Source organism: Algoriphagus alkaliphilus, assembly GCF_900103735.1.
Lineage (GTDB): Bacteria > Bacteroidota > Bacteroidia > Cytophagales > Cyclobacteriaceae > Algoriphagus > Algoriphagus alkaliphilus.
On sequence record NZ_FMXE01000005.1, the window covers coordinates 127,013 to 147,493 of the forward strand.

The window sequence follows — 20,481 nt, forward strand, 5'->3', positions numbered from 1 at the left end:
AAATCTTGAATTTAAACCCAATTTAATTATATAATTCGCTATGGCAAGTGTAGAAATGCTGATGCCCAAAATGGGTGAAAGTATCATAGAAGGAACCATTCTTACCTGGCTAAAAAAGGAAGGTGATTCCATCGATCAAGACGAATCAGTCCTTGAAGTTGCCACTGACAAGGTGGACACAGAAGTTCCTGCCACACATGCCGGAATTTTGAAAAAAATTCTCGCCAAAGAGGGAGATGTAATTGCTGTCGGGGCCCCAATTGCTGTGATAGAAACTGCCTCTGAAAATGGTGTTGCTCCAAGTTCTGTAAAAAATGAAATAGAACCTGCCAAAGAAGCGCTGGTAGCAGCAGCTCCTGCCAATACAGGGTCAATTATTGCTCAAGCAGAATCCCTGAATGAAACTCCTTCTGCAGACGGGAGATTTTATTCTCCTTTGGTGAAAAGTATTGCCAAAGAAGAAGGGATTTCCTCAGCTGAGCTTTCCAAAATACCGGGTACAGGAAAAGAAGGAAGGGTAACCAAAGAAGATATGCTTGGCTACCTGAAATCACGAAGAGATTTCCCATCGCTTTCACAGGCAGTAAAAGCAGCTCCCTCCATTTCGGAACCCAAAGTACAAATAAGTATCTCTGCTACTGATGAGATCATTGAAATGGATAGAATGCGAAAGATGATTTCCCAGCGGATGATCGAATCCAAGCGGATTTCGGCTCACGTGACATCTTTCGTAGAAGCGGATATGACGAATATTGTCCTTTGGAGAGAGAAGAATAAATTAGCCTATAAAGCTAAATATGGAGAAGGAATCACCTTTACTCCCTTCTTCATTGAGGCGATTGCAAAGGCTATCCGTGACTTCCCGATGATCAATATCTCAGTAGACGGTGAGCGAATCATCAAGAAGAAAGATATCAACATCGGAATGGCTGTGGCACTACCTTCAGGTAATCTGATCGTACCGGTAATCCGAAATGTCGACCAATTGAATTTGGTTGGGATATCCAGCAAAGTAAATGATTTGGCCAACCGGGCCCGCACAAATAAACTAACAGCTGATGATTTGGCAGGCGGCACCTATACGGTTTCCAATGTGGGTTCTTTCGGAAATATCATGGGAACACCGATCATTCCCCAACCGCAGGTAGCGATCATGGCTGTAGGGGCTATTGTAAAGAAGCCTGCCGTGGTGGAAACTCCGACAGGAGATGTGATCGCAATCCGTCACAAAATGTTCCTCTCACACTCCTATGATCATCGGGTAGTAGATGGGGCACTTGGTGGGATGTTTGTCCGAAGAGTGGCAGATTATCTTGAGGAATTTGACCTGAATACCAGTCTTTAAATTCAAAAATGGTCCCGGGAAAATTCGGGACCATTTCTTTTTATTCTGATTTTTCCCTCACTTTTCGATAGTAGTATTCCAACTTATCCGCCAAAGCCGCTAATCGAATCGGTTTGGTCAAGTAATCATTCATGCCTGATTCTATCGCTTTCTTCTGATCTTCTTCAAAAACGTTAGCAGACAATCCGATAATAATAATCTCACTGTTGGCTTCATTTTTTCGAATTTCCCGTGTTGCTTCCAACCCATTCATCACAGGCATTTGGACATCCATGAGTATCACATCAAACTTCTGAACACTTACTTTCTCCAATACTTCAACACCATTTTTTGCCACCTCAAAATGAAAACCAAGCTGCTGAAACATCAAGGTCATCAATTGTAAATTCAAGTCATTATCTTCTGCTAATAAAATTTTCAATGGGAATACTGCTCCCATGTCTTTAATATCTTTCCATGTCAACTGATAGCTTTCAGGTATGATGAAGTCCTTTTCGGAATTTTTCACAATCACAGAAAAACTGAATACAGAACCTTCTCCAAGTTCACTTTCTATAACCAGTTGCCCTCCCAGCAATTCAATGATTTTTTTGGCAATGGCTAATCCCAATCCGGTACCCTGGTAAGCCCGGGTATTAGAACTCTCTACCTGATAAAACGGATCTGTAAGTTGCTCAAGATGCTCTTTTGGGATCCCGATTCCGGTATCGGAAACCCGAAAGGAAAGAAAAGAAAAAACCTCATCTATTGGATTCAATTCCATTTTGATACCCACAGTACCCTCATCGGGTGTAAACTTGATCGCATTTCCGATTAAATTGAGCAAGACCTGATTAATTTTCCCTCTGTCAGCCTCAATAATTAAATTCTCCAGGGTGCTGAAGCTGATCTCCAGTTTGATCTTCTTTTTTCCCGCCAAGCCTGAAAGAATTTTGATTTGGTTCTTTAACTCCTCTACCGGATTAAAAAATGAATTTTGAATTTCAATTTTACCTGACTCAATTTTTGAATAATCCAGAATGTCTCGGATGATATTCAAAAGTGAGTTTCCGGAGTTTTTAATAATCTCAACGTATTGCTTTTGAATCTTATTAAGATTGGTACTTTCCAATAAATCAATAATTCCTAAAAGCCCATTCATCGGGGTACGAATCTCATGACTCATGTTAGCCAAAAAGTCTGACTTGGATCTATTGGCCTGATCGGCGGCATTCATTGCATCGACCAAACCTCTTTCCCATACTTTCTGTCCAGTAATGTCTTTTGAAATAGACATGATTTGATTTTCATCCAAAGGAAAAAATCTCATTTCATAATGTTTATCTCCAATTGGGCTATGCCAAACTACATTTATGGTTTGAATACTGCCTGTATTTTTTGCAAGATTAAAGACCCGAATAACTTCATCGGCTTGACCATGAGGAACAAATTCTCCCAAGGATTTACCTAAAGTGGATTGGGCTGAATTAAGAAGGTTCTTTTTGTCCTGAACATGAAAATCAAGTACAACACCCTCATTATTGTAGATAAAAATGGTGTCTGGAATATTATTGATAAGTGTTCTGAGTCTATTTTCACTTTGAATAGTCTCTTGTCTGATCAGATATTGAGAAGTGATATCTGTACAGATTCCCATACCTCCCGAAAATCTATCCGATTTATCGAAAAGCAACTTTTCAAAAATCCTGATCCTGATTTTGGCCCCATCGGGTTTTATGAAATCAATTTCGAAATCCACAATATCCAATGATGCTTCCAATGCTTTTAAAATTTGCTCCTTAACAGAATTTGCTTGTAGATGGGTGGAATCGGCCTTGAAAGCATTGAAAAAATCAACCTTAGAATGCCCAAGTACTTTCTCTACTTCATCAGAGACTTTGATCATCTCTCCTCTATAGTCATGAAAAAAAACAAAGCCATTTAACTCCTGTAGAAGAAGATTTTGTTGATCAAAAAGCCGGGATATCTCATCAAGACTTTCCTCTTGAAGCTTGATTGAATCCCTATTTCCCTTTAATGAAATAACGAAAAATGAAACTGTCCCTATCAATAAAATTACCACTCCCAAAAAAAGCATCAAGTAGGTACTATAAAAGCCGGAAGTCAAACCCTCCATTGGTACAAAAAACACCAAGGATGCGGGTTTACCGGAATTTGCATAGGAAAATGGATACTGCGCCAAAATCCCGGAAAACTCCTCCTCCCCTTTTTTCCAGTTCACTTCATAGAATCCCTTTAGCCCTAAATTAATGTCTGCCTTGATTTCATTAAAGTCATCTGTATTCAAAAAGACTCCTGCACCTGATTTTAAGGGAGTAATTGAAATCAGGTTATCCTCATAAAAAAGATACTTTTCACCACCCGGATTTAAATAGAAATTGGCGACATAGTCATGACTGTATTTGAGGATATCTATTGAATAAAGAATTCGAAAGCCAAATTTTCCTTCTACTAAAAATTGAGATCTTTTTACCTGCTGGCCAATTGCTTGATTGGAACGCTTTCGCATAAAATCATTTCGCGCTGTCATCGTAAAAATGATGGTAGAATCATTCATCTCTACCCAAATTGAATCTATCATCCCCGGGAAACTGGTGAAAGTTCTCCGTACGGCAACAGTAAATTCATCCCCTAATTCCTCTTCGTCCATTCTTGAATTTTCGAGGTACGAGATCAAAATTTTTGATTCCTCTTTGAATCGGTTCAAATCCACCTCCAAACCCCTGGCAGCCAGCTCAGTCTGTTTTATTAAAAATTCCTTTCTTGATTCTACTTGAGCATTGTAAATCGCGTTAAAAAAACTGAATCCCAAAGCAATCACAAGGATAACCAACAATGTACCGATGGCGGTAATCAGTGAAAATTTCGGAAAGCCTTGGAAGTTTTTTTTCACTGTCGATTTTATCAAGAATTTGGAAAAACCTCAATTAAAAACCAACCCATCGTGGGAAATGGAATACAAATCGCCTGCTTCAAATTTGGTTCGTTCTCAAAAATAAACCGGTCATTTTTTTGAAGAAGAAAATCCTGCGCCATTCTGCGTACCTCTCTACTTTTGCTATTAAAGAGATTAAAATCAGAAATTCTGAAATTATCTGATTGAATGGTTTCTCTGTACACATGATTTTTCAATGGAGGAAGGCTCAAAGCTTTGATACCTAAACTTTTTCCCGCAACGATATCTCCTTTAGCATTTACCAAGACGAACTCCCCCTCTACGGAATTCAAAAACGTTTCAATGATATCACCTACCGTGTAGTCTACTCCCAAAACAGCAAACAGCTCACTTCCATCATAAACAGGATGCAGTACTGAAAGGATCCAACCTTTTCCCGCAGGATCAATGTAGGGATCGGGAATCCAAACCAACCCCTTTTTGGGATTGTGTTCCAAATCTGCCTCATAAAAAAAGTTAAACTTGGTCACGTCAATATCCGGATCAACGATATTTTTAGAATCATAGGCAGGATAAACCCTGCTTACCTGCATGAACGAATTGGAATAAATCTGAACAGCCAGAGGATTGTTTTTTTTGAATTCCATGAAAACACTATCCAGTGCATTTGTCAAAACAACCTCCTTTTCCGCCTTCTGACGGTTAGGTGTCGAATTAAGAATAATAATAGAGCTCAGCTTAGGATCTTCACCGGGAATATTCGTGGAAAATGCCCCTTGATAACTATAGGGATTGGGCAATGGATTTCTTAAAATAGAATCCTTTTTAGTAAGGAGATAACTGTAAAATTGAACCACGGTGTCCAGCTGCCGTGCCATTAATTCACCCTCTGATTCCATTTCCTGGATCAAAGCCTTTAGCTTATCAAAATTTTTACTCTGAAGTTCCTTTTCGGGAGTAGCGCAGCCAAACAGTGAAAGACCCACGGAAAAGAAAAAACAAATCCATTTTAACTGACTCATAATTTGGCCTGATTTCAGGGAAATTAGAGATTTTCCAACTGTGAACGAAAGGTTTTACCCATTTCATCGAAACGATTTTTCACTTTGTTGAAAAATTCACCTGTCAAAAAAATCTCCAAATCCAATTCTTCCAACACCTCAGTTTCACTGAGCTTAAAAGTTTGCTCCATTGGACCCAACTCAAACTTGATTATGTATTTGTTGTTCCAGGAGAAAATGCTGATTCGCACCTCCTCCTGTACCAGTTCTTTGACAACTCTCATTCCGGCCTTCTGACTTCAGATTTGTAAGTGATGGTAGATTTCAAAGATGAAGCTACCGAACAATATTTATCTACCGACAGGGCCACTACTTTTTCAAATTCCTCAGGAGTAGCATCAGGGGACACAAGGACAAATTTTAATTCAATGGCGGTATAGAATGCAGGCACACCTTCATTGCGCGTCCCTTCTGCCTCCACAAAAAAATCGACAATAGATCTTCGCTTTTTCTTCATCATCAAAACCGCATCTACCGATGCACAACCTCCCAATGCTGACAACAGCAAATCCATGGGGGATTGGGCATGCTTATGCTCCGGGTCATACATGTCAATATTCACCACATTCCCCTGAGGATTGCGAGATTCATATTCTAAATCCGCCTTCATTCGGACGGTCACATTGCGTTTATTTGCCATTTTGATTTACGGTTTACGATGCTTCGACTTGGTTCGGTTCCGCACACCAACCGACGCTCAGCACAAGTTTTTTGATTTACGCCCTATTTTAGTTTTTTGAGACTTTTACCTCTTGGTTATGCCGCTTCTTCAGAAGAAACGCTTTAGAATTTTTTAAAATCCAGCTTCTGGAGAAGCAGGATAACATTAAACTGGAACAGCAAACTGAGACTGCTTACTCCTTTCAACTTTCTTACTTTAGCCTTCTGATTTAAGAACACTGCCTGCTGCAACTGCCTGCTTTTTTTCTGACTTCTCACTTTAGCTTTCTGACTTTCTGCCAACTGTGAACTTCCTACTCTTCCGTCTTCTCACTTAATTACATATTCCTTCGATACTGTCCCCCCACTTCGTAGAGCGCATTGGTGATTTGTCCAAGAGAGCAATATTTGGCCGCTTCCATCAGCAAGGCAAAGACGTTTTCATTTTTCACTGCTGCAATTTTAAGTGAATTTAGCTGCTGCTCTTCCAGACCAGCGTAGGTCTTATGTAAGTTTCTCAAGGTCTGAATTTGCGCTTCTTTTTCATCAGGATTGGCCCGGATTACTTCTCCGGGAGTTACCGTCGGCGAACCGTCTGATGAAAGGAAGGTATTCACACCGATAATTGGAAATTCGCCGGTATGCTTCAGCATTTCGTAATGAAGGCTTTCCTCTTGAATTTTCCCCCGCTGATACATGGTTTCCATCGCACCCAGCACGCCTCCTCTTTCAGTAATCCGATCAAATTCGACATACACTGCTTCTTCGACCAAGTCTGTCAGTTCTTCAATTATAAAGGCTCCCTGAATGGGGTTTTCATTTTTGGTAAGCCCAAGTTCTTTGTTGATAATCAGCTGGATGGCCATCGCCCGACGCACTGATGCTTCGGTTGGTGTAGTGATCGCTTCATCATAGGCATTGGTATGCAGGGAATTGCAATTGTCATAAATCGCATACAATGCCTGCAGTGTGGTTCGGATATCGTTGAAGTCAATTTCCTGAGCATGAAGCGAACGGCCGGAAGTCTGAATGTGATATTTCAACATCTGTGAGCGGTCATTTGCTCCATATTTCAATTTCATGGCTTTGGCCCAAATTCTTCTTGCAACACGTCCGATCACCGCATATTCAGGATCAATTCCATTGGAGAAAAAGAAGGAAAGGTTTGGAGCAAATTCATTGATGTTCATTCCCCTTGACACATAATATTCCACGTATGTGAATCCGTTGGATAGTGTGAGGGCAAGTTGGGTAATCGGATTTGCTCCTGCCTCTGCAATATGATAACCTGATATAGAAACCGAGTAGAAATTTCTGACACTTTGATCGATGAAGTACTGCTGTACATCCCCCATCAATCTAAGTGAAAACTCAGTTGAGAAAATGCAGGTATTCTGCGCCTGATCTTCTTTTAAAATATCCGCCTGAACAGTTCCGCGTACTTTAGAAAGGGTATCGGCTTTGATCTTTTCGTAAACCGCCGCAGGTAAAACCTGATCGCCTGTCACACCGAGGAGCATCAGGCCCAAGCCATTGTTTCCCTCAGGAATCACCCCGTTGTATTTCGGCCTTGGCAGTCCTTTTTTCTTGAAAATTGCCTCGATTTTTGAATTTACTTCTTCCTCCTGTCCATTTGCTTTGATATAGACTTCGCATTGCTGATCTATGGCTGCATTCATAAAAAAAGCCGTCATTGTAGCAGCAGGGCCATTGATCGTCATGGAAACTGAGGTCATTGGATCGACCAGGTTGAAGCCGGAATAAAGCTTTTTTGCATCATCGAGACAGCAAATGTTGACTCCGGAGTTACCGATTTTTCCAAAAATATCCGGTCTATAGTCTGGATCTTCCCCATATAAAGTCACCGAGTCAAAGGCCGTCGACAGCCGCTTAGCCGGCATTCCCTGGGAGACATAGTGAAAGCGCTTGTTGGTACGCTCGGGTCCGCCTTCTCCAGCAAACATCCGTGTAGGATCTTCACCTTCACGTTTGAAAGGAAAAACGCCTGCAGTGTAAGGGAACTGACCGGGAACATTTTCTCTCAAGCCCCATTTCAACAATTCTCCCCAAGCTTCATATTTCGGCAAAGCCACTTTTGAAATTCGGGAATTGGAAAGGGACAGCGAATACGTCTGGATCTTAATCTCTTTGTCCCGGACTTTGAAAATATAAAAATCATCCTGATACTTTGCAGCCTCAGCAGGCCATTCTTCCAGCCATTTCTTGTTCTTTGGATCTAGATTTAGCTCCACTTGTGCATAGACTTCCTGCAGTTCTTTGATCAGGCGATCCACATCTGCCACCTGGGTGGACTTGACAGCTTCAATGGATTTTCGGATACTGTATAGCTGCTGCGCAATTTCTTTTTGGGCTTCCACCCATTTGTCGTAGTTGCGATTGGTTTCGGTGATCTCACTCAGGTAGCGTGTACGAGCTGGCGGAATGATATAAATCTTCTCTGAGGAACCGGATACCAATTCCGAAGTACTTTGCCAGCCCTGAAATTTCTCTGAAACCTTACCGATCAAAGCCCGGTAAAGCTGATTCATGCCCGGATCATTAAATTGCGATGCAATAGTCCCAAAAACCGGAATCTGCTCATCGGAAATATCCCAAAGGTTATGATTTCGCTTAAACTGCTTCTTCACATCGCGGATAGCATCCAAAGCGCCTCGCTTGTCAAACTTATTGAGCGCAATCACGTCTGCAAAATCCAGCATATCGATTTTTTCAAGTTGAGAAGCGGCTCCATACTCCGGAGTCATCACATAAAGTGACAAGTCAGAATGCTCAATGATTTCCGTATCCGACTGCCCGATACCGGAAGTTTCCAAAATCACCAGATCAAACCCAGCTGCTTTCACGGTATCCACAGCATCCTGCACATATTTCGAAAGTGCCAAATTAGACTGGCGTGTCGCCAGCGAACGCATGAAAACGCGGGGATGATGGATGGCGTTCATGCGAATCCGATCGCCTAAAAGTGCTCCACCGGTTTTCCGCTTGGAAGGATCAACAGATATGATAGCCAGAGTTTTATCATTAAAATCAATCAGGAATCTTCTGACCAATTCATCCACCAAAGAGGATTTCCCCGAACCTCCTGTTCCTGTGATTCCCAAAACGGGTGCAACAGCAGATTTACTTTGCTTTCTCACCGAATCGAGTAGCACCTTTGATTTTTCAGGGAAATTTTCAAAAGCTGATATTGCTCTGGCGACGTGTTCTTTTTTGTTTTTGGCAAATGAAAATTCTTCAGGCAGTACATCGCCTATCGGAAAATCACAGGTTGAAACCAAATCATTGATCATGCCCTGCAATCCCATAGACCGCCCATCATCAGGAGCATAAATTCGGGTGATGCCGTACCCATGAAGTTCATTTATTTCTTCGGGAAGAATTGTTCCTCCTCCTCCTCCAAATATCTTGACGTGACCTGCACCCCTTTCGCGAAGCAAATCATACATGTATTTAAAAAATTCGACGTGCCCGCCCTGATAAGAGGTAATCGCTATTGCCTGCACATCTTCCTGAATAGCGCAATCGACGATTTCCTGCACGGATCGATTGTGACCTAGGTGAATGACTTCGCAGCCGGTGGATTGGATAATCCTACGCATGATATTGATTGCCGCGTCATGTCCGTCAAAAAGTGAAGCTGCGGTGACAATCCGAATATGATTATTGGGTTTATAAATTTCCACGGGAGTATTCATGACATTGGGTTTATTTGCTGCTAGGTTTCAAATTGAAACGGTTTAGGGCAGAGTTAAGCTAACTTTTTTACGCCTGCGAATATAACAATTTTACAGGAGGAAGGGCTTTGGTGAAAGATTAGAAACAAAATATTCTTTGGTTATTTATGCGGATTTTACTTTTTTAATTCGGTCGTAAATTCTGTATTCCATTCGTTTTGCGAAATTTATGTAAAGCGTTCCAGGTATGGATTTCTAAAAAATATCGAAATGAGGGTTGGCCATTTTGATTTAAAAGGCTTCTGAGTAGTTTAGTGATTCCATCGACCCAAAACCCTTCATGACTTCTAAACAATATGCCTTTTTTGTTTCCATCACAGCCGCTTTGGGCGGCTTTTTGTTTGGATTTGATACAGCAGTGATCTCCGGTGCAGAGCGGGACATTCAAGAAGTATGGAAACTAAGTGATTGGATTCACGGATTAGCCATAGCATCAGCACTTTATGGGACGGTGATTGGGGCATTGTTTGGAGGGATTCCCGCGGATCGAATTGGCAGAAAGAAAAGTTTACTATGGATCGGCCTATTTTACTTCATTTCAGCACTAGGGTCGGGCTTGGCTTGGGATGTTGAATCCTTCACGTTCTTTAGATTTCTGGGAGGCTTGGGAGTCGGTGCTTCCTCGGTTGTAGCCCCGATGTACATTTCGGAGATTGCTCCTGCCAAAAACAGGGGACAATTAGTCGCACTGTATCAGTTCAACATTGTCTTTGGGATCGTGGTGGCTTACATTTCCAACTACCTGATCGGTACAGCCGGACTTCCCGAAGATTGGAGATGGATGCTCGCCGTGGAAGGAATCCCCGCATTACTATATAGTGTGATGATTTTTAGAATTCCTGAAAGTCCGCGTTGGCTGATTGCCAAATTCAATGATCAGGTCAAAGCACGGGAAATCTTGACCCGAACTGATCCGGACGGTGTCGATGAAGCTATCCGACTTGCGATTGAAGAAGAAAAAAGCATGAAGCAGAAGGCAGGATTTGGAGCCCTTTTCAATTCCCGATTCTTTTCAAGTACAATGCTGGCTGTGATGATAGCCTTTTTCAATCAGGTGTCGGGAATTAATGCCATTATATACTTTGCCCCAAGAATCTTTGAAATGGCTGGTATTTCCACTGAAAATGCGCTGATTTCCACCATTGGAATCGGCATTGTCAATCTGGTAGCAACCTTTTTCGGCCTGTATTTGATTGATCGGCTTGGACGAAAAAAGCTGATGTACATCGGGTCATTTGGATACATCCTATTCCTCGGCTTGATGGCCTTCAATTTTCTGGGGCCCGGGATTCCGGCATTTTGGCTTCCGGTTTTTGTTTTCGGTTTTATTGCATCACATGCAGTGGGTCAAGGTGCCGTAATATGGGTCTTCATTTCTGAAATGTTTCCCAATGAACTTAGAGCCTCCGGTCAGTCTTTGGGTTCTTTTACACATTGGATTCTGGCAGCCCTCATTGCGAATGTTTTTCCTTTCTTTGCCAACAGCTACGGCCCGGGCTATATCTTTGCGTTTTTCTGCGGAATGATGGTCCTCCAACTGCTTTGGGTAAAGTTTAAAATGCCGGAGACCAAAGGACGCTCCTTGGAAGAGATTCAAAAAGACTTACATAAAAACCATGCGTGATCAAGTTGTAATTTTCGGAGAAATGCTTTGGGATTGCCTTCCAAGCGGACCTGTAGCTGGGGGTGCGCCCATGAATGTGGCACTCAATCTTCATCAGCTGGGATTAAATTCCCGTTTGATTTCCGCTGTTGGAAAGGATGAAGACGGGGAAAAGCTACTTGGTTTTCTTCGGGAATTTGAACTTCCACTTGACCTCATTCAAATCAAAGCCGATCATGAAACATCCAAGGTCTTGGTCGACACCACTGATCCCGAAAACATCAAGTACAATATAATCTCTCCGGTAGCATGGGATTTTATTGAGTGGACTGTTGCTAATGACCAAGCAGTGGAAGATGCGGATGCATTTGTATTTGGAACACTGGGTGTCCGAAATACAGAAAGTCTAAAAACCCTGATAAAGCTTCTCCAACACCCCACATTACGGATTTTTGACGCAAACTTACGCCCTCCATTCTATGATTTTGAGGTAATAGAAACGCTGCTAGGATTCACTGATGTCCTGAAAATAAACGAAGATGAATTGGAGATTTTCGCCGACTATTTTGGGACTGATCCCGGCATTGAATCACTTTGTAATTATTTAGATCAGCATTTTCCTATGGAGATCATCTGCATCACCCAAGGATCAAAAGGAGCGTTGATTTATCAAAAAGGGGAAATTTATCCACACTCCGGCTACAAAGTACAAGTAGTGGATTCGATAGGCGCCGGGGATGCTTTTTTAAGCGGATTTATAAAAACGTATTTAGAGGAAAAGTCCCCGCAGGAAATTCTGGATTTTGCCTGTAAAATCGGTGGGTTTGTCGCAACTCAAAAAGGAGGAACACCCAGGTATAGCGAAGCGGATATCCACAGGATTGGTGAGTTCTGAGTGATTGAATAAGTGGTAAGTAGTGAATTGTAAACTGTGAGTTGTAAGTTGTATTTCAACTACTGATTACAACTTACCGATTACTGCATACAATTTTTACCTAATCTGACTCATTCCTAAAAACTGCCAACAGTGCTTGGACACTGCTCACTGCATCAGTTCTTTCAATGTCCCCGTGCCCAGACCGATCATATGCCACTCGGTGATTTCCAAATCGATAATAGCCATCATCCCGGGCTGAAGCCCCACGTAATTGGCATGAGTCAAATGAGATATCAGCACGCTGATGGTCGGATTGTGTCCGATAAGCATGCAGGATTGAGCATCATCCGGAGTATTCTCAAGAAGTTTTATCAGTGCTTCCAGTCCCCCTTCATAGATCTGCTGAGCATATACTTCCGTATCTATTTCGATGTGTTTTTTGATTATTTCTGCGGTTTCACGCGTACGGGTAGCAGCAGAACAATATAAATGATCCACTTTCAACCCTGTGGGCTGAAGTGTTTGACCTAAGCGATTGAGGTTTTCTTTTCCTTTTTTAGTCAGTTGTCTTTGGAAGTCCACACCATCTGAAAAGCCTGCTTCACCATGTCTCAACAGAAATAATTGCTTCATTTATTACCCGTTTTACTTAAAAATCTTTAACCAAAACCTCAAAAATCTTTCCAAATCGGATGATCTCATTTTTTTATTATTTGGACAAGAAAACTAGGCCCTCTATTTTTAGCTTTTCGTATTTGGCCTTTCGGTCAGGAAATTTCCCATTTTCTCTATGTTAAAAAATCTAGTCATCGTCGAATCCCCTGCCAAAGCAAAGACCATTGAGGGTTACCTCGGCAAGGACTTCAAGGTAGTCTCCAGCTATGGTCACGTGCGGGATCTTCCTAAAGGCGACAAAGCAATAGATATCAAAAACCGCTTCCAACCTACCTACGAGGTCACTGCCGATAAAAAAGAGGTGATCAAAAATCTGAAAGCACTTTCAAAGGATGCCGTGATGGTTTACTTAGCGAGTGATGATGACCGCGAAGGTGAAGCCATTTCATGGCACCTTAAAGAGGTGCTAAACTTAAAAGAAGAACGCACCAGGAGAATTGTTTTTAGAGAAATCACCAAGAATGCCATCACAAAAGCGATCGAAAACCCTAGGGGAATTGATTACAATCTGGTGAATGCGCAGCAGGCCAGAAGGATTTTGGACAGGTTGGTTGGGTTTGAGCTTTCTCCAATTCTTTGGAAAAAAATAAAAACAGGTCTCTCCGCCGGACGGGTTCAATCTGTGGCAGTTCGCCTAATTGTGGAGCGCGAGCGGGAAATCGAGACGCACAAATCCAAGTCATCGTTTCGGGTCACTGCACTGTTTGAAGTGGAAGGAAAAACCTTTCAGTCCGAACTCCCCAAGAAATTTGACACCAAAGCAGAAGCCGAAGACTTTCTGAAGAAATGCCTGGAGGCATCTTTCTCCGTAGCAAATCTGGAGAAAAAGCCAACGAAAAAGACTCCCGCAGCACCTTTTACCACGTCCACCCTTCAGCAGGAAGCTTCGCGAAAGCTTTATTTTTCCGTTGCACAAACCATGTCTGTAGCTCAGAAGCTATACGAGGCCGGAAAGATCACTTACATGCGTACAGACAGCACCAACCTATCTCAGGATGCTATGTCTGCCGCTAAACAATCAATTGAAGACTCTTTTGGGTCTAGATACCATAAATCAAGACAGTTTACCACCAAGTCCGAAAGTGCACAAGAAGCGCACGAAGCCATTCGCCCTACAGATTTCTCTGCCAGCCAAGTGTCCGGAGAGCGTAATGAACAGCGACTTTACGAACTGATCTGGAAGCGTGCCATCGCTTCTCAAATGGCAGATGCCGAACTGGAAAAAACGGTCATCACCATTGCCATCTCCAATTCTACGCTGAATCTTGTGGCGACCGGTGAGGTGATTAAGTTTGATGGATTTCTCAAGGTGTATTTGGAAGATACTGACGATGAACCTGAAGATGAGGAAGAAGGAAACAAGTCGCTTTTGCCTCCAATCAACATTGGTCAAGGACTGAATCTTCAGGAAATGAAAGGTAGAGAAACCTTCAGCAGACCTGCACCGAGGTATACCGAAGCATCGCTGGTGAAAAAACTAGAAGAACTGGGTATTGGCCGACCTTCCACTTACGCACCAACGATCTCCACGATCCAAAAGCGGGAGTACGTGGTCAAAGAAGCAAGAGATGGTACACCACGAAACTATGTGGAAATGAAGATCGCCAAGGGACAATTCCATGACGCAACCAAAACAGAAAATACCGGCGCAGAGAAAAACAAGCTCTTCCCTACCAATATCGCCATGGTGGTCAATGACTTCCTGGTGGAGCATTTCCCAAATGTCATTGATTTCCATTTCACTGCACGAGTAGAAAAGGAATTTGACGACATCGCCGCAGGAGGACAGGATTGGCAGGATATGATCGACGGATTCTATGGTAAATTCCACAAAAGTGTGGAAGATACCGAGCAGGTTTCCCGTCAGGATGTAAACACCAGCCGAATGATTGGGCAGCACCCAAGCAATGGCAAAAATGTCTATGCAAGACTTGGACGCTTTGGGCCATTGGTTCAAATCGGAGAAACCGAAGATGAAGACAAGCAGTTTGCAAGTTTGAAAAAGGGTCAGTTTATCGAAAATATGACCATGGATGATGCCCTCGAACTGTTTAAGCTGCCGCGGGAAGTGGGATTCTTTGAAGACAAAAAGATGACTGCTGCACTCGGAAGATATGGACCATACATCAAACATGAAAGCGCATTTTACTCCCTGAATAAAGAGCAGGATCCGATGTCCATCACCGAAGCAGAGGCAATAGAGTTAATCGTGAATAAGCGTGATGCAGACTCCAAAAAACATATCAAAACCTTTGATGAAAATCCTGAGATTCAAGTACTGAACGGTCGCTGGGGACCATACATCAAGCTGGGAAAAAACAACTATAAGATCCCAAAAGGAAAGGAAGCAGAGCAACTCACCTACACCGAAACGATCGAAATCATCGAATCACAGCCGGATGCAGGCAAGAAAAAAGGCAAGTTTCCTGCGAAAAAGAAGTAATTCAGAACCGACCTCCCAAGGGTCGGTTTTTTTGGGAAAAACTATTCCTTATGAGCAAAATAGTCTTTGGCAAGGGCGATATACATCACATAATTCGAAAATAGTTCGACCCGCTACGGGGTCGTGGGGATTGGGTCTATATCACGTTTTCCACGGGTTCCACCCGCGGCTATTTAGATGTTTGACCCCTTATAAGGGGTCTGAAATCTTAACAATAGGGAAAAAGAATAATCCAATGACCACGAAGTGGTCAAACCTTTCAATAAACCTAGGGAAATAAAGGTCAACAATGGCGGACAACAACCCCGAAGCGGATTGAACTTTTTGGAAATGGACTTACAAATTCCAAAGACAAAAAAGGTGTTGATGCAATCTAAACCTAAAAACTTCTTTAACTTCAAAATTGAAAGTCCGCCGGGCGTGGGCTTAAGCCGCATACCTAATATCGAAAAGTAAATGCCAGAAAAAGGATCAACTCCATCCGGGTCTGGTACAGCGGTGATATTTTGTTATTTTTCCGGTTCAATTCCTATGAATCAAAAAAGACTTGTCGTACTTACCGGTGCCGGAGTATCTGCAGAAAGCGGAATACGCACCTTCAGAGACAGTAATGGACTTTGGGAAGGTCATGACATAATGGAGGTAGCATCCCCTGGAGGCTGGCGTAAAAATCAAGCCTTGGTTCTGGATTTTTACAATCAGCGAAGAAAACAGGCTCAGGACTGCCAGCCAAACGATGCGCACTATGCCTTGGCTAGGCTGGAAAGGCACTTTGAGGTTCAGATCATTACCCAAAATGTAGACGACCTCCATGAACGAGCAGGCTCCTCCAATGTGCTTCACTTGCATGGGGAACTCAGTAAAGCTCAAAGTTCACTCGACCCAAGTTTAGTTTATACCTTGGATCATTGGGAGATCAAAGAAGGCACTAAATGCGAAAAAGGAAGTCAACTCCGCCCTTTCATTGTATGGTTTGGGGAGGCTGTACCCATGATGGAACCCGCCATTTCCCTGACATCCAAGGCAGATGTATTTTTGGTATTGGGCACTTCCATGCAAGTTTATCCAGCAGCCAGTCTGATCGATTTTGTGCCAAAGGCAGCGCGAAAATTCTTGATTGACCCACAGGTTCCCGACTTTCAGTTACCTAGAGAAGTGAAAGTGATTCAGGAAAAAGCCACAGTAGGAATGCGGATTTTGGAGGATTTGCTGGTTTCAAGTTAAACTAGCCTCGAAAAATTAATTGATTTAGAGTTAGCGGCAGAACTCATCCCATTCTGTTTTGATTTTTTTCCATTACTTTAAGGCTGATAGACAAATCTGACTCGCTGAACTTTAGACCCAAGCCATTATTTATGAAGTTAAAAGTTGCCGTCATTGGATGTGGGCCTTCCGGAATCACTGCCTTGAAAAACCTTCTCGATCAAGGTTTGGATGCCGTGGCTTTTGACCGAAACGAGGATGTAGGTGGTAATTGGATCTACTCCGAAAACGAGAGTCATTCCAGCGTTTTTGAAACTACCCATATTATATCTTCCAAAACACTCTCCCAATACGAAGACTTTACCTTTGACGATTTCGACCCCGAAACAGCAGATTATCCAGATCATGATACCTTAAGGCGATATTTCCAGGCTTATGCCCATCGCTTCAATCTTTATCCCTTCATCCAATTTGGCACTTTAGTAAAGCACTGTGAGCGGATAGATGACAAAACATGGCACCTAACAACAGAAAAAAACGGAATCGAAACGACCGGGAAATTCACGCATTTGGTCGTATCCAATGGCCATCACTGGAAACCAAGATATCCTGAGTATCCGGGGAGGTTTGAAGGAGAGTTTCTTCATTCGCATAATTTCAAAAAGGCTACTCCATTTGCCGGAAAGCGCGTTTTGGTAATCGGAGGAGGTAATTCAGCCTGTGATGTTGCCGTTGAAACGAGCCGGGTTTCAAAAATGACCGCAATCAGCTGGAGACGGGGCTACCAGATTGTCCCTAAGTTCTTTTTTGGAATACCTTCAGACAAAATAGCCGAACAAAGCAAATGGCTTCCGATTAAAATTCGAGGATTTTTTAATAAAATATTACTTAAGGTCATGCTTGGGGAGAATAGCCAATATGGCCTAAGACCGGTAACGGGACCTTTTGGAGCCACCCATCCCACGATTAATGACGAACTTTTGCACAAAATCCGTCATGGAAAAGTTAAGCCCAGATTAGATATCAAGCGTTTTGATGGAAAGCAGGTGCTATTTGAGGATGGGAAAACGGAAGAGTATGATACCGTGATTGCCTGCACGGGATACTGGTTGAGTCATCCGTTTTTTGACAAAAACTTTATTGACTACTCAGAGGGATCGGTTCCGCTTTATCTGAAAATGTTCCACCCAAAGTACGAGAACCTCTATTTCATTGGTATGTTTCAGCCTCTGGGATGTATTTGGCCTGGAGCAGAACTACAAAGTAAACTTATGGCACAGGAACTGATCGGGAACTGGAAACGTCCGAGTTCAATTCAGGAGCTTTGCCAAAAGGAAGTGACAAATCCGCATTACCAACAAGTAAATTCCCCAAGGCATACCATCACGGTAGATTATCATCTTTTTGTGAAAGCAATAAAAAAGGAATTGCCCAAAGGATATGTTTCCAAAAGCCCAATGCCACATCCAATGAACAGCACAGTTCCAACCTGATCCGGATGAAACGGATCACAAAATATATCTTGCTAGGGCTGGCCTTTTGGTTCCTTCTTTTTTTGGGCTGGGAATGGTGGCGAAGCTATCCAAAAGTGCGAGTAACGCCTGTCTCATATCCTGAATCCAGAGATGCAAGAATTGATTCGCTTCTTTCACAAAGTCTCATTCAATACCTGATCCCAGGAATAGCAGTTGGTATCATAAAGAACGAAAAACTGACATATCTCAGGGCTTTTGGATTTGAAAATCTTAAGACTAAAGACTCTCTGACGCTACAAAGCCAAATCCCGGTAGCATCAGTTTCCAAGATTTTTACCGCCCTTACATTGGCGAATTTCGCCTTGGAAAAAGGCTACTCCCTCGACTCCCCTGTGAATTCAATTTTACCTAAAGCGAAAAAACTGAGTTCGGATTTTTCCCAACTATCACTTCGGGATTTGCTTAGGCATACTTCCGGAATTACGGATAAACGGGGATTGGGAAGCGTCCTGCTAAATCAGGAAAAAAGACAATTGGGAAATCTCCCGAATCTCCTCAACTCCCCAAAACTTGGAAACAGGCAATATCACTATGCTGATGCCAATTTTGACTTGATAGGATATTTACTCGAAGTCAGTGAAGCAATCCCTTTTGAACTGATTGCCAAAGAACGTATCCTTATTCCCGGAGGGATGAATTCTAGTGAATTCGTAGTCAAATGGCCTCTGGACACGGGATCAATCCAAGGGCATCAACGGACATTTCTCTGGAAAAGAATCGAACCCAAAGCTTTAAAATTAGAACGTTTTCCATCACCTTCTTCGGGCCTTGTCCTCAGCGCTGCTGAACTTTCCAAAGCCCTCATCCACTTAAGTCGCGGAAATATGGGAACTTTTGGAGATGAACTTGCCTGGTTAAAATCCGGTGAAGAAATCCCGGCAGGATTCCAATCCATACAAATCAACAATTCCGGTTTTATAGGGCATTTTGGAGAGCAGGGCGGGTATAGCTCACTTGTCATTTACTCCCCTGACTTGGAAGTCGCTTTCTTTCTTGTATCCAATGCCGCTGACAAGGCTGACTTTCGAAGAGAAATTGCAGCAGCTATTTTGAAAATAATCACGCCATAACCCTTCCCAAATGAAGCTCTCCTTTCCCCATCCCCTGATCATTTTATTAGGATTTATTGTGATGGCGGCTTTAGCCACTTTAATTATTCCTTCGGGAAGTTTTGATCGAGTGCTGGATGAGCTGTCGGGCAGAGAAATCGTGGTTCCTGGAAGTTTTAAACTTGTGGAAGATGTAAATCCGAGCTTATGGGAGATTTTAAAAGCAATTCCAGAGGGCATTATTGCAGGAGCGGACATTATCGTTCTAATTTTGATTTTAGGGGGTGCTTTTTATATTGTGGAAAAAACCGGGGCCCTTCAGGCAGGTATTGAAGCATTAATTTACCGATTTAGGAATTCGAGATTTTTACTTTTTTATATACTGGGTTTTGTGTTTGCAGTGGGCGGAGCCTCCATCTCGATGCAGGAGGAGCTGATTCCGATGGTGCCGATTTTTGTCATTTTGGCGGCCAAATTGAATTACGACCTTCGGGCGATCCTTGCAATCACCCTAGGCTCGTCCCTTATCGGAGCGGCATTTTCTCCAATCAATCCATTTGTAGGGCTTTTAGCTCAGAATATTGCCGAAGTCCCGCTCTTTTCCAATGCCTTGTTTCGAAGCGTTTTTTTGGTTGTGGCACTTTTTGCCTGGATTACCATTCACATGAAAATAGGGAAAATAAAAACAGCCGTTCAACTTACGTCTGAGTTTAAACCCAGTCCGCTTTCTCTTCAATATGGAATAATTTTAGTGTTATCCTTTGGTGGTATTGGCGTTATGGTTTATGGTATCACGGCATTAGATTGGGGGTATACCGAAATGTCAGCCCTGTTTTTTGTGGTGGGGATTCTTTGTGGATTAATTGGAGGAATGGGGCTGAACGGAACTGCGAGAACCTATGTCAGTGGGTTTGGGGAAATGATTTTTGCCGGAATCATTGTCGGTTTAGCCAGAAGCGTCTACTTAGTTTTAGAGAAAGGGTTAATCATCGATCCGCTGATTCAGGGTCTTTTTTCACCTTTGGAATCTCTTCCTGAGGCTTTGGCAGTTGCAGGTATGTTTCTCAGTCAAGCATTGATTCATATTCCTGTTCCCAGCACGTCTGGTCAAGCCGTTTTGACCATTCCTTTGACTGCCCCTCTGGCAGATTTGATTGGATTAAGCCGTGAGGTTGCAGTACTGGCATTTCAATACCCCGCTGCGCTAATGGATATGCTCGCACCGACCAATGGTGGAATGATGGCAATCATTGCCGGAGCGGGAATTAGCTATAAAGACTGGATTGCTTACATTTGGAAAAGCTGGCTGTATATCGCCGCATTAGCACTTGGAGCATGTTTCCTGGGAATAGTATTCTTCAATTAATCATAAACCTATT

The 20,481-nt window shown here is 42.7% G+C and carries 14 protein-coding genes; 8 read left to right on the plus strand and 6 right to left on the minus strand.

What is annotated here, in order from left to right; all coding sequences use genetic code 11:
- The first annotated feature begins 40 nt into the window (after window positions 1–40).
- Window positions 41–1,345 carry a dihydrolipoamide acetyltransferase family protein gene (locus BLQ81_RS04335; RefSeq protein ID WP_092728724.1) on the plus strand — a complete coding sequence of 435 codons (1,305 nt, stop codon included), beginning with the start codon at window positions 41–43 and terminating at the stop codon, window positions 1,343–1,345.
- A 40-nt stretch (window positions 1,346–1,385) separates the two neighbouring features.
- On the opposite strand, the gene BLQ81_RS04340 is transcribed toward BLQ81_RS04335, so the two are convergent.
- The 5 genes from BLQ81_RS04340 to BLQ81_RS04365 form a co-directional block, all read right to left on the minus strand.
- Window positions 1,386–4,238 carry a PAS domain-containing hybrid sensor histidine kinase/response regulator gene (locus BLQ81_RS04340; RefSeq protein ID WP_175454170.1) on the minus strand — a complete coding sequence of 951 codons (2,853 nt, stop codon included), beginning with the start codon at window positions 4,236–4,238 and terminating at the stop codon, window positions 1,386–1,388.
- A gap of 11 nt (window positions 4,239–4,249) precedes the next feature.
- Window positions 4,250–5,263: a PDC sensor domain-containing protein gene (locus BLQ81_RS04345; protein WP_092728726.1), complete on the minus strand. Its 1,014-nt coding sequence runs from the start codon at window positions 5,261–5,263 to the stop codon at window positions 4,250–4,252.
- 23 nt (window positions 5,264–5,286) lie between these two features.
- Window positions 5,287–5,526 (minus strand): hypothetical protein, encoded by a 240-nt coding sequence (locus BLQ81_RS04350; protein ID WP_092728727.1) that lies wholly within the window; start codon window positions 5,524–5,526, stop codon window positions 5,287–5,289.
- On the minus strand, window positions 5,523–5,942 hold the full coding sequence (locus tag BLQ81_RS04355) for an OsmC family protein (RefSeq protein WP_245693168.1): 420 nt from the start codon (window positions 5,940–5,942) through the stop codon (window positions 5,523–5,525). Before BLQ81_RS04355 ends, BLQ81_RS04350 begins: the two co-directional genes overlap by 4 nt.
- A gap of 358 nt (window positions 5,943–6,300) precedes the next feature.
- Window positions 6,301–9,678, minus strand: a complete 3,378-nt coding sequence (locus BLQ81_RS04365; RefSeq protein WP_092728729.1) for a methylmalonyl-CoA mutase family protein — start codon at window positions 9,676–9,678, stop codon at window positions 6,301–6,303.
- Window positions 9,679–9,997: 319 nt separating this feature from the next.
- On the opposite strand from BLQ81_RS04365, the gene BLQ81_RS04370 reads away from it, so the two are divergent.
- Together BLQ81_RS04370 and BLQ81_RS04375 are read left to right on the plus strand one after the other, a co-directional pair.
- The gene (locus BLQ81_RS04370) at window positions 9,998–11,341 is read left to right on the plus strand and encodes a sugar porter family MFS transporter (RefSeq protein ID WP_092728730.1); all 1,344 of its coding nucleotides are present in this window, start codon (window positions 9,998–10,000) and stop codon (window positions 11,339–11,341) included.
- On the plus strand, window positions 11,334–12,215 hold the full coding sequence (locus BLQ81_RS04375) for a carbohydrate kinase family protein (RefSeq protein WP_092728731.1): 882 nt from the start codon (window positions 11,334–11,336) through the stop codon (window positions 12,213–12,215). The genes BLQ81_RS04370 and BLQ81_RS04375 overlap by 8 nt, the downstream gene beginning before the upstream one ends.
- A gap of 147 nt (window positions 12,216–12,362) precedes the next feature.
- Here the strand turns inward: BLQ81_RS04375 and sixA are convergent, their stop codons facing one another.
- The gene (gene sixA, locus BLQ81_RS04380) at window positions 12,363–12,830 is read right to left on the minus strand and encodes a phosphohistidine phosphatase SixA (protein WP_092728732.1); all 468 of its coding nucleotides are present in this window, start codon (window positions 12,828–12,830) and stop codon (window positions 12,363–12,365) included.
- 157 nt (window positions 12,831–12,987) lie between these two features.
- Here sixA and topA point away from each other — a divergent pair, with 157 nt between their 5' ends.
- The 5 genes from topA (at window position 12,988) to BLQ81_RS04410 (ending at window position 20,468) form a co-directional block, all read left to right on the plus strand.
- Window positions 12,988–15,315 (plus strand): type I DNA topoisomerase, encoded by a 2,328-nt coding sequence (topA, locus tag BLQ81_RS04385; RefSeq protein WP_092728733.1) that lies wholly within the window; start codon window positions 12,988–12,990, stop codon window positions 15,313–15,315.
- Between the two features lie 531 nt (window positions 15,316–15,846).
- Window positions 15,847–16,539, plus strand: coding sequence for an SIR2 family NAD-dependent protein deacylase (locus tag BLQ81_RS04395; RefSeq protein WP_092728735.1), 693 nt, complete (start codon window positions 15,847–15,849; stop codon window positions 16,537–16,539).
- 131 nt (window positions 16,540–16,670) lie between these two features.
- Window positions 16,671–18,011 (plus strand): flavin-containing monooxygenase, encoded by a 1,341-nt coding sequence (locus BLQ81_RS04400; protein WP_092728736.1) that lies wholly within the window; start codon window positions 16,671–16,673, stop codon window positions 18,009–18,011.
- Window positions 18,012–18,016: 5 nt separating this feature from the next.
- Entirely contained in the window at window positions 18,017–19,123 is a 1,107-nt protein-coding gene (locus BLQ81_RS04405) for a serine hydrolase domain-containing protein (protein ID WP_092728737.1), read from the plus strand.
- A gap of 10 nt (window positions 19,124–19,133) precedes the next feature.
- On the plus strand, window positions 19,134–20,468 hold the full coding sequence (locus BLQ81_RS04410; RefSeq protein WP_092728738.1) for a YfcC family protein: 1,335 nt from the start codon (window positions 19,134–19,136) through the stop codon (window positions 20,466–20,468).
- The last annotated feature ends 13 nt before the right edge of the window (window positions 20,469–20,481 follow it).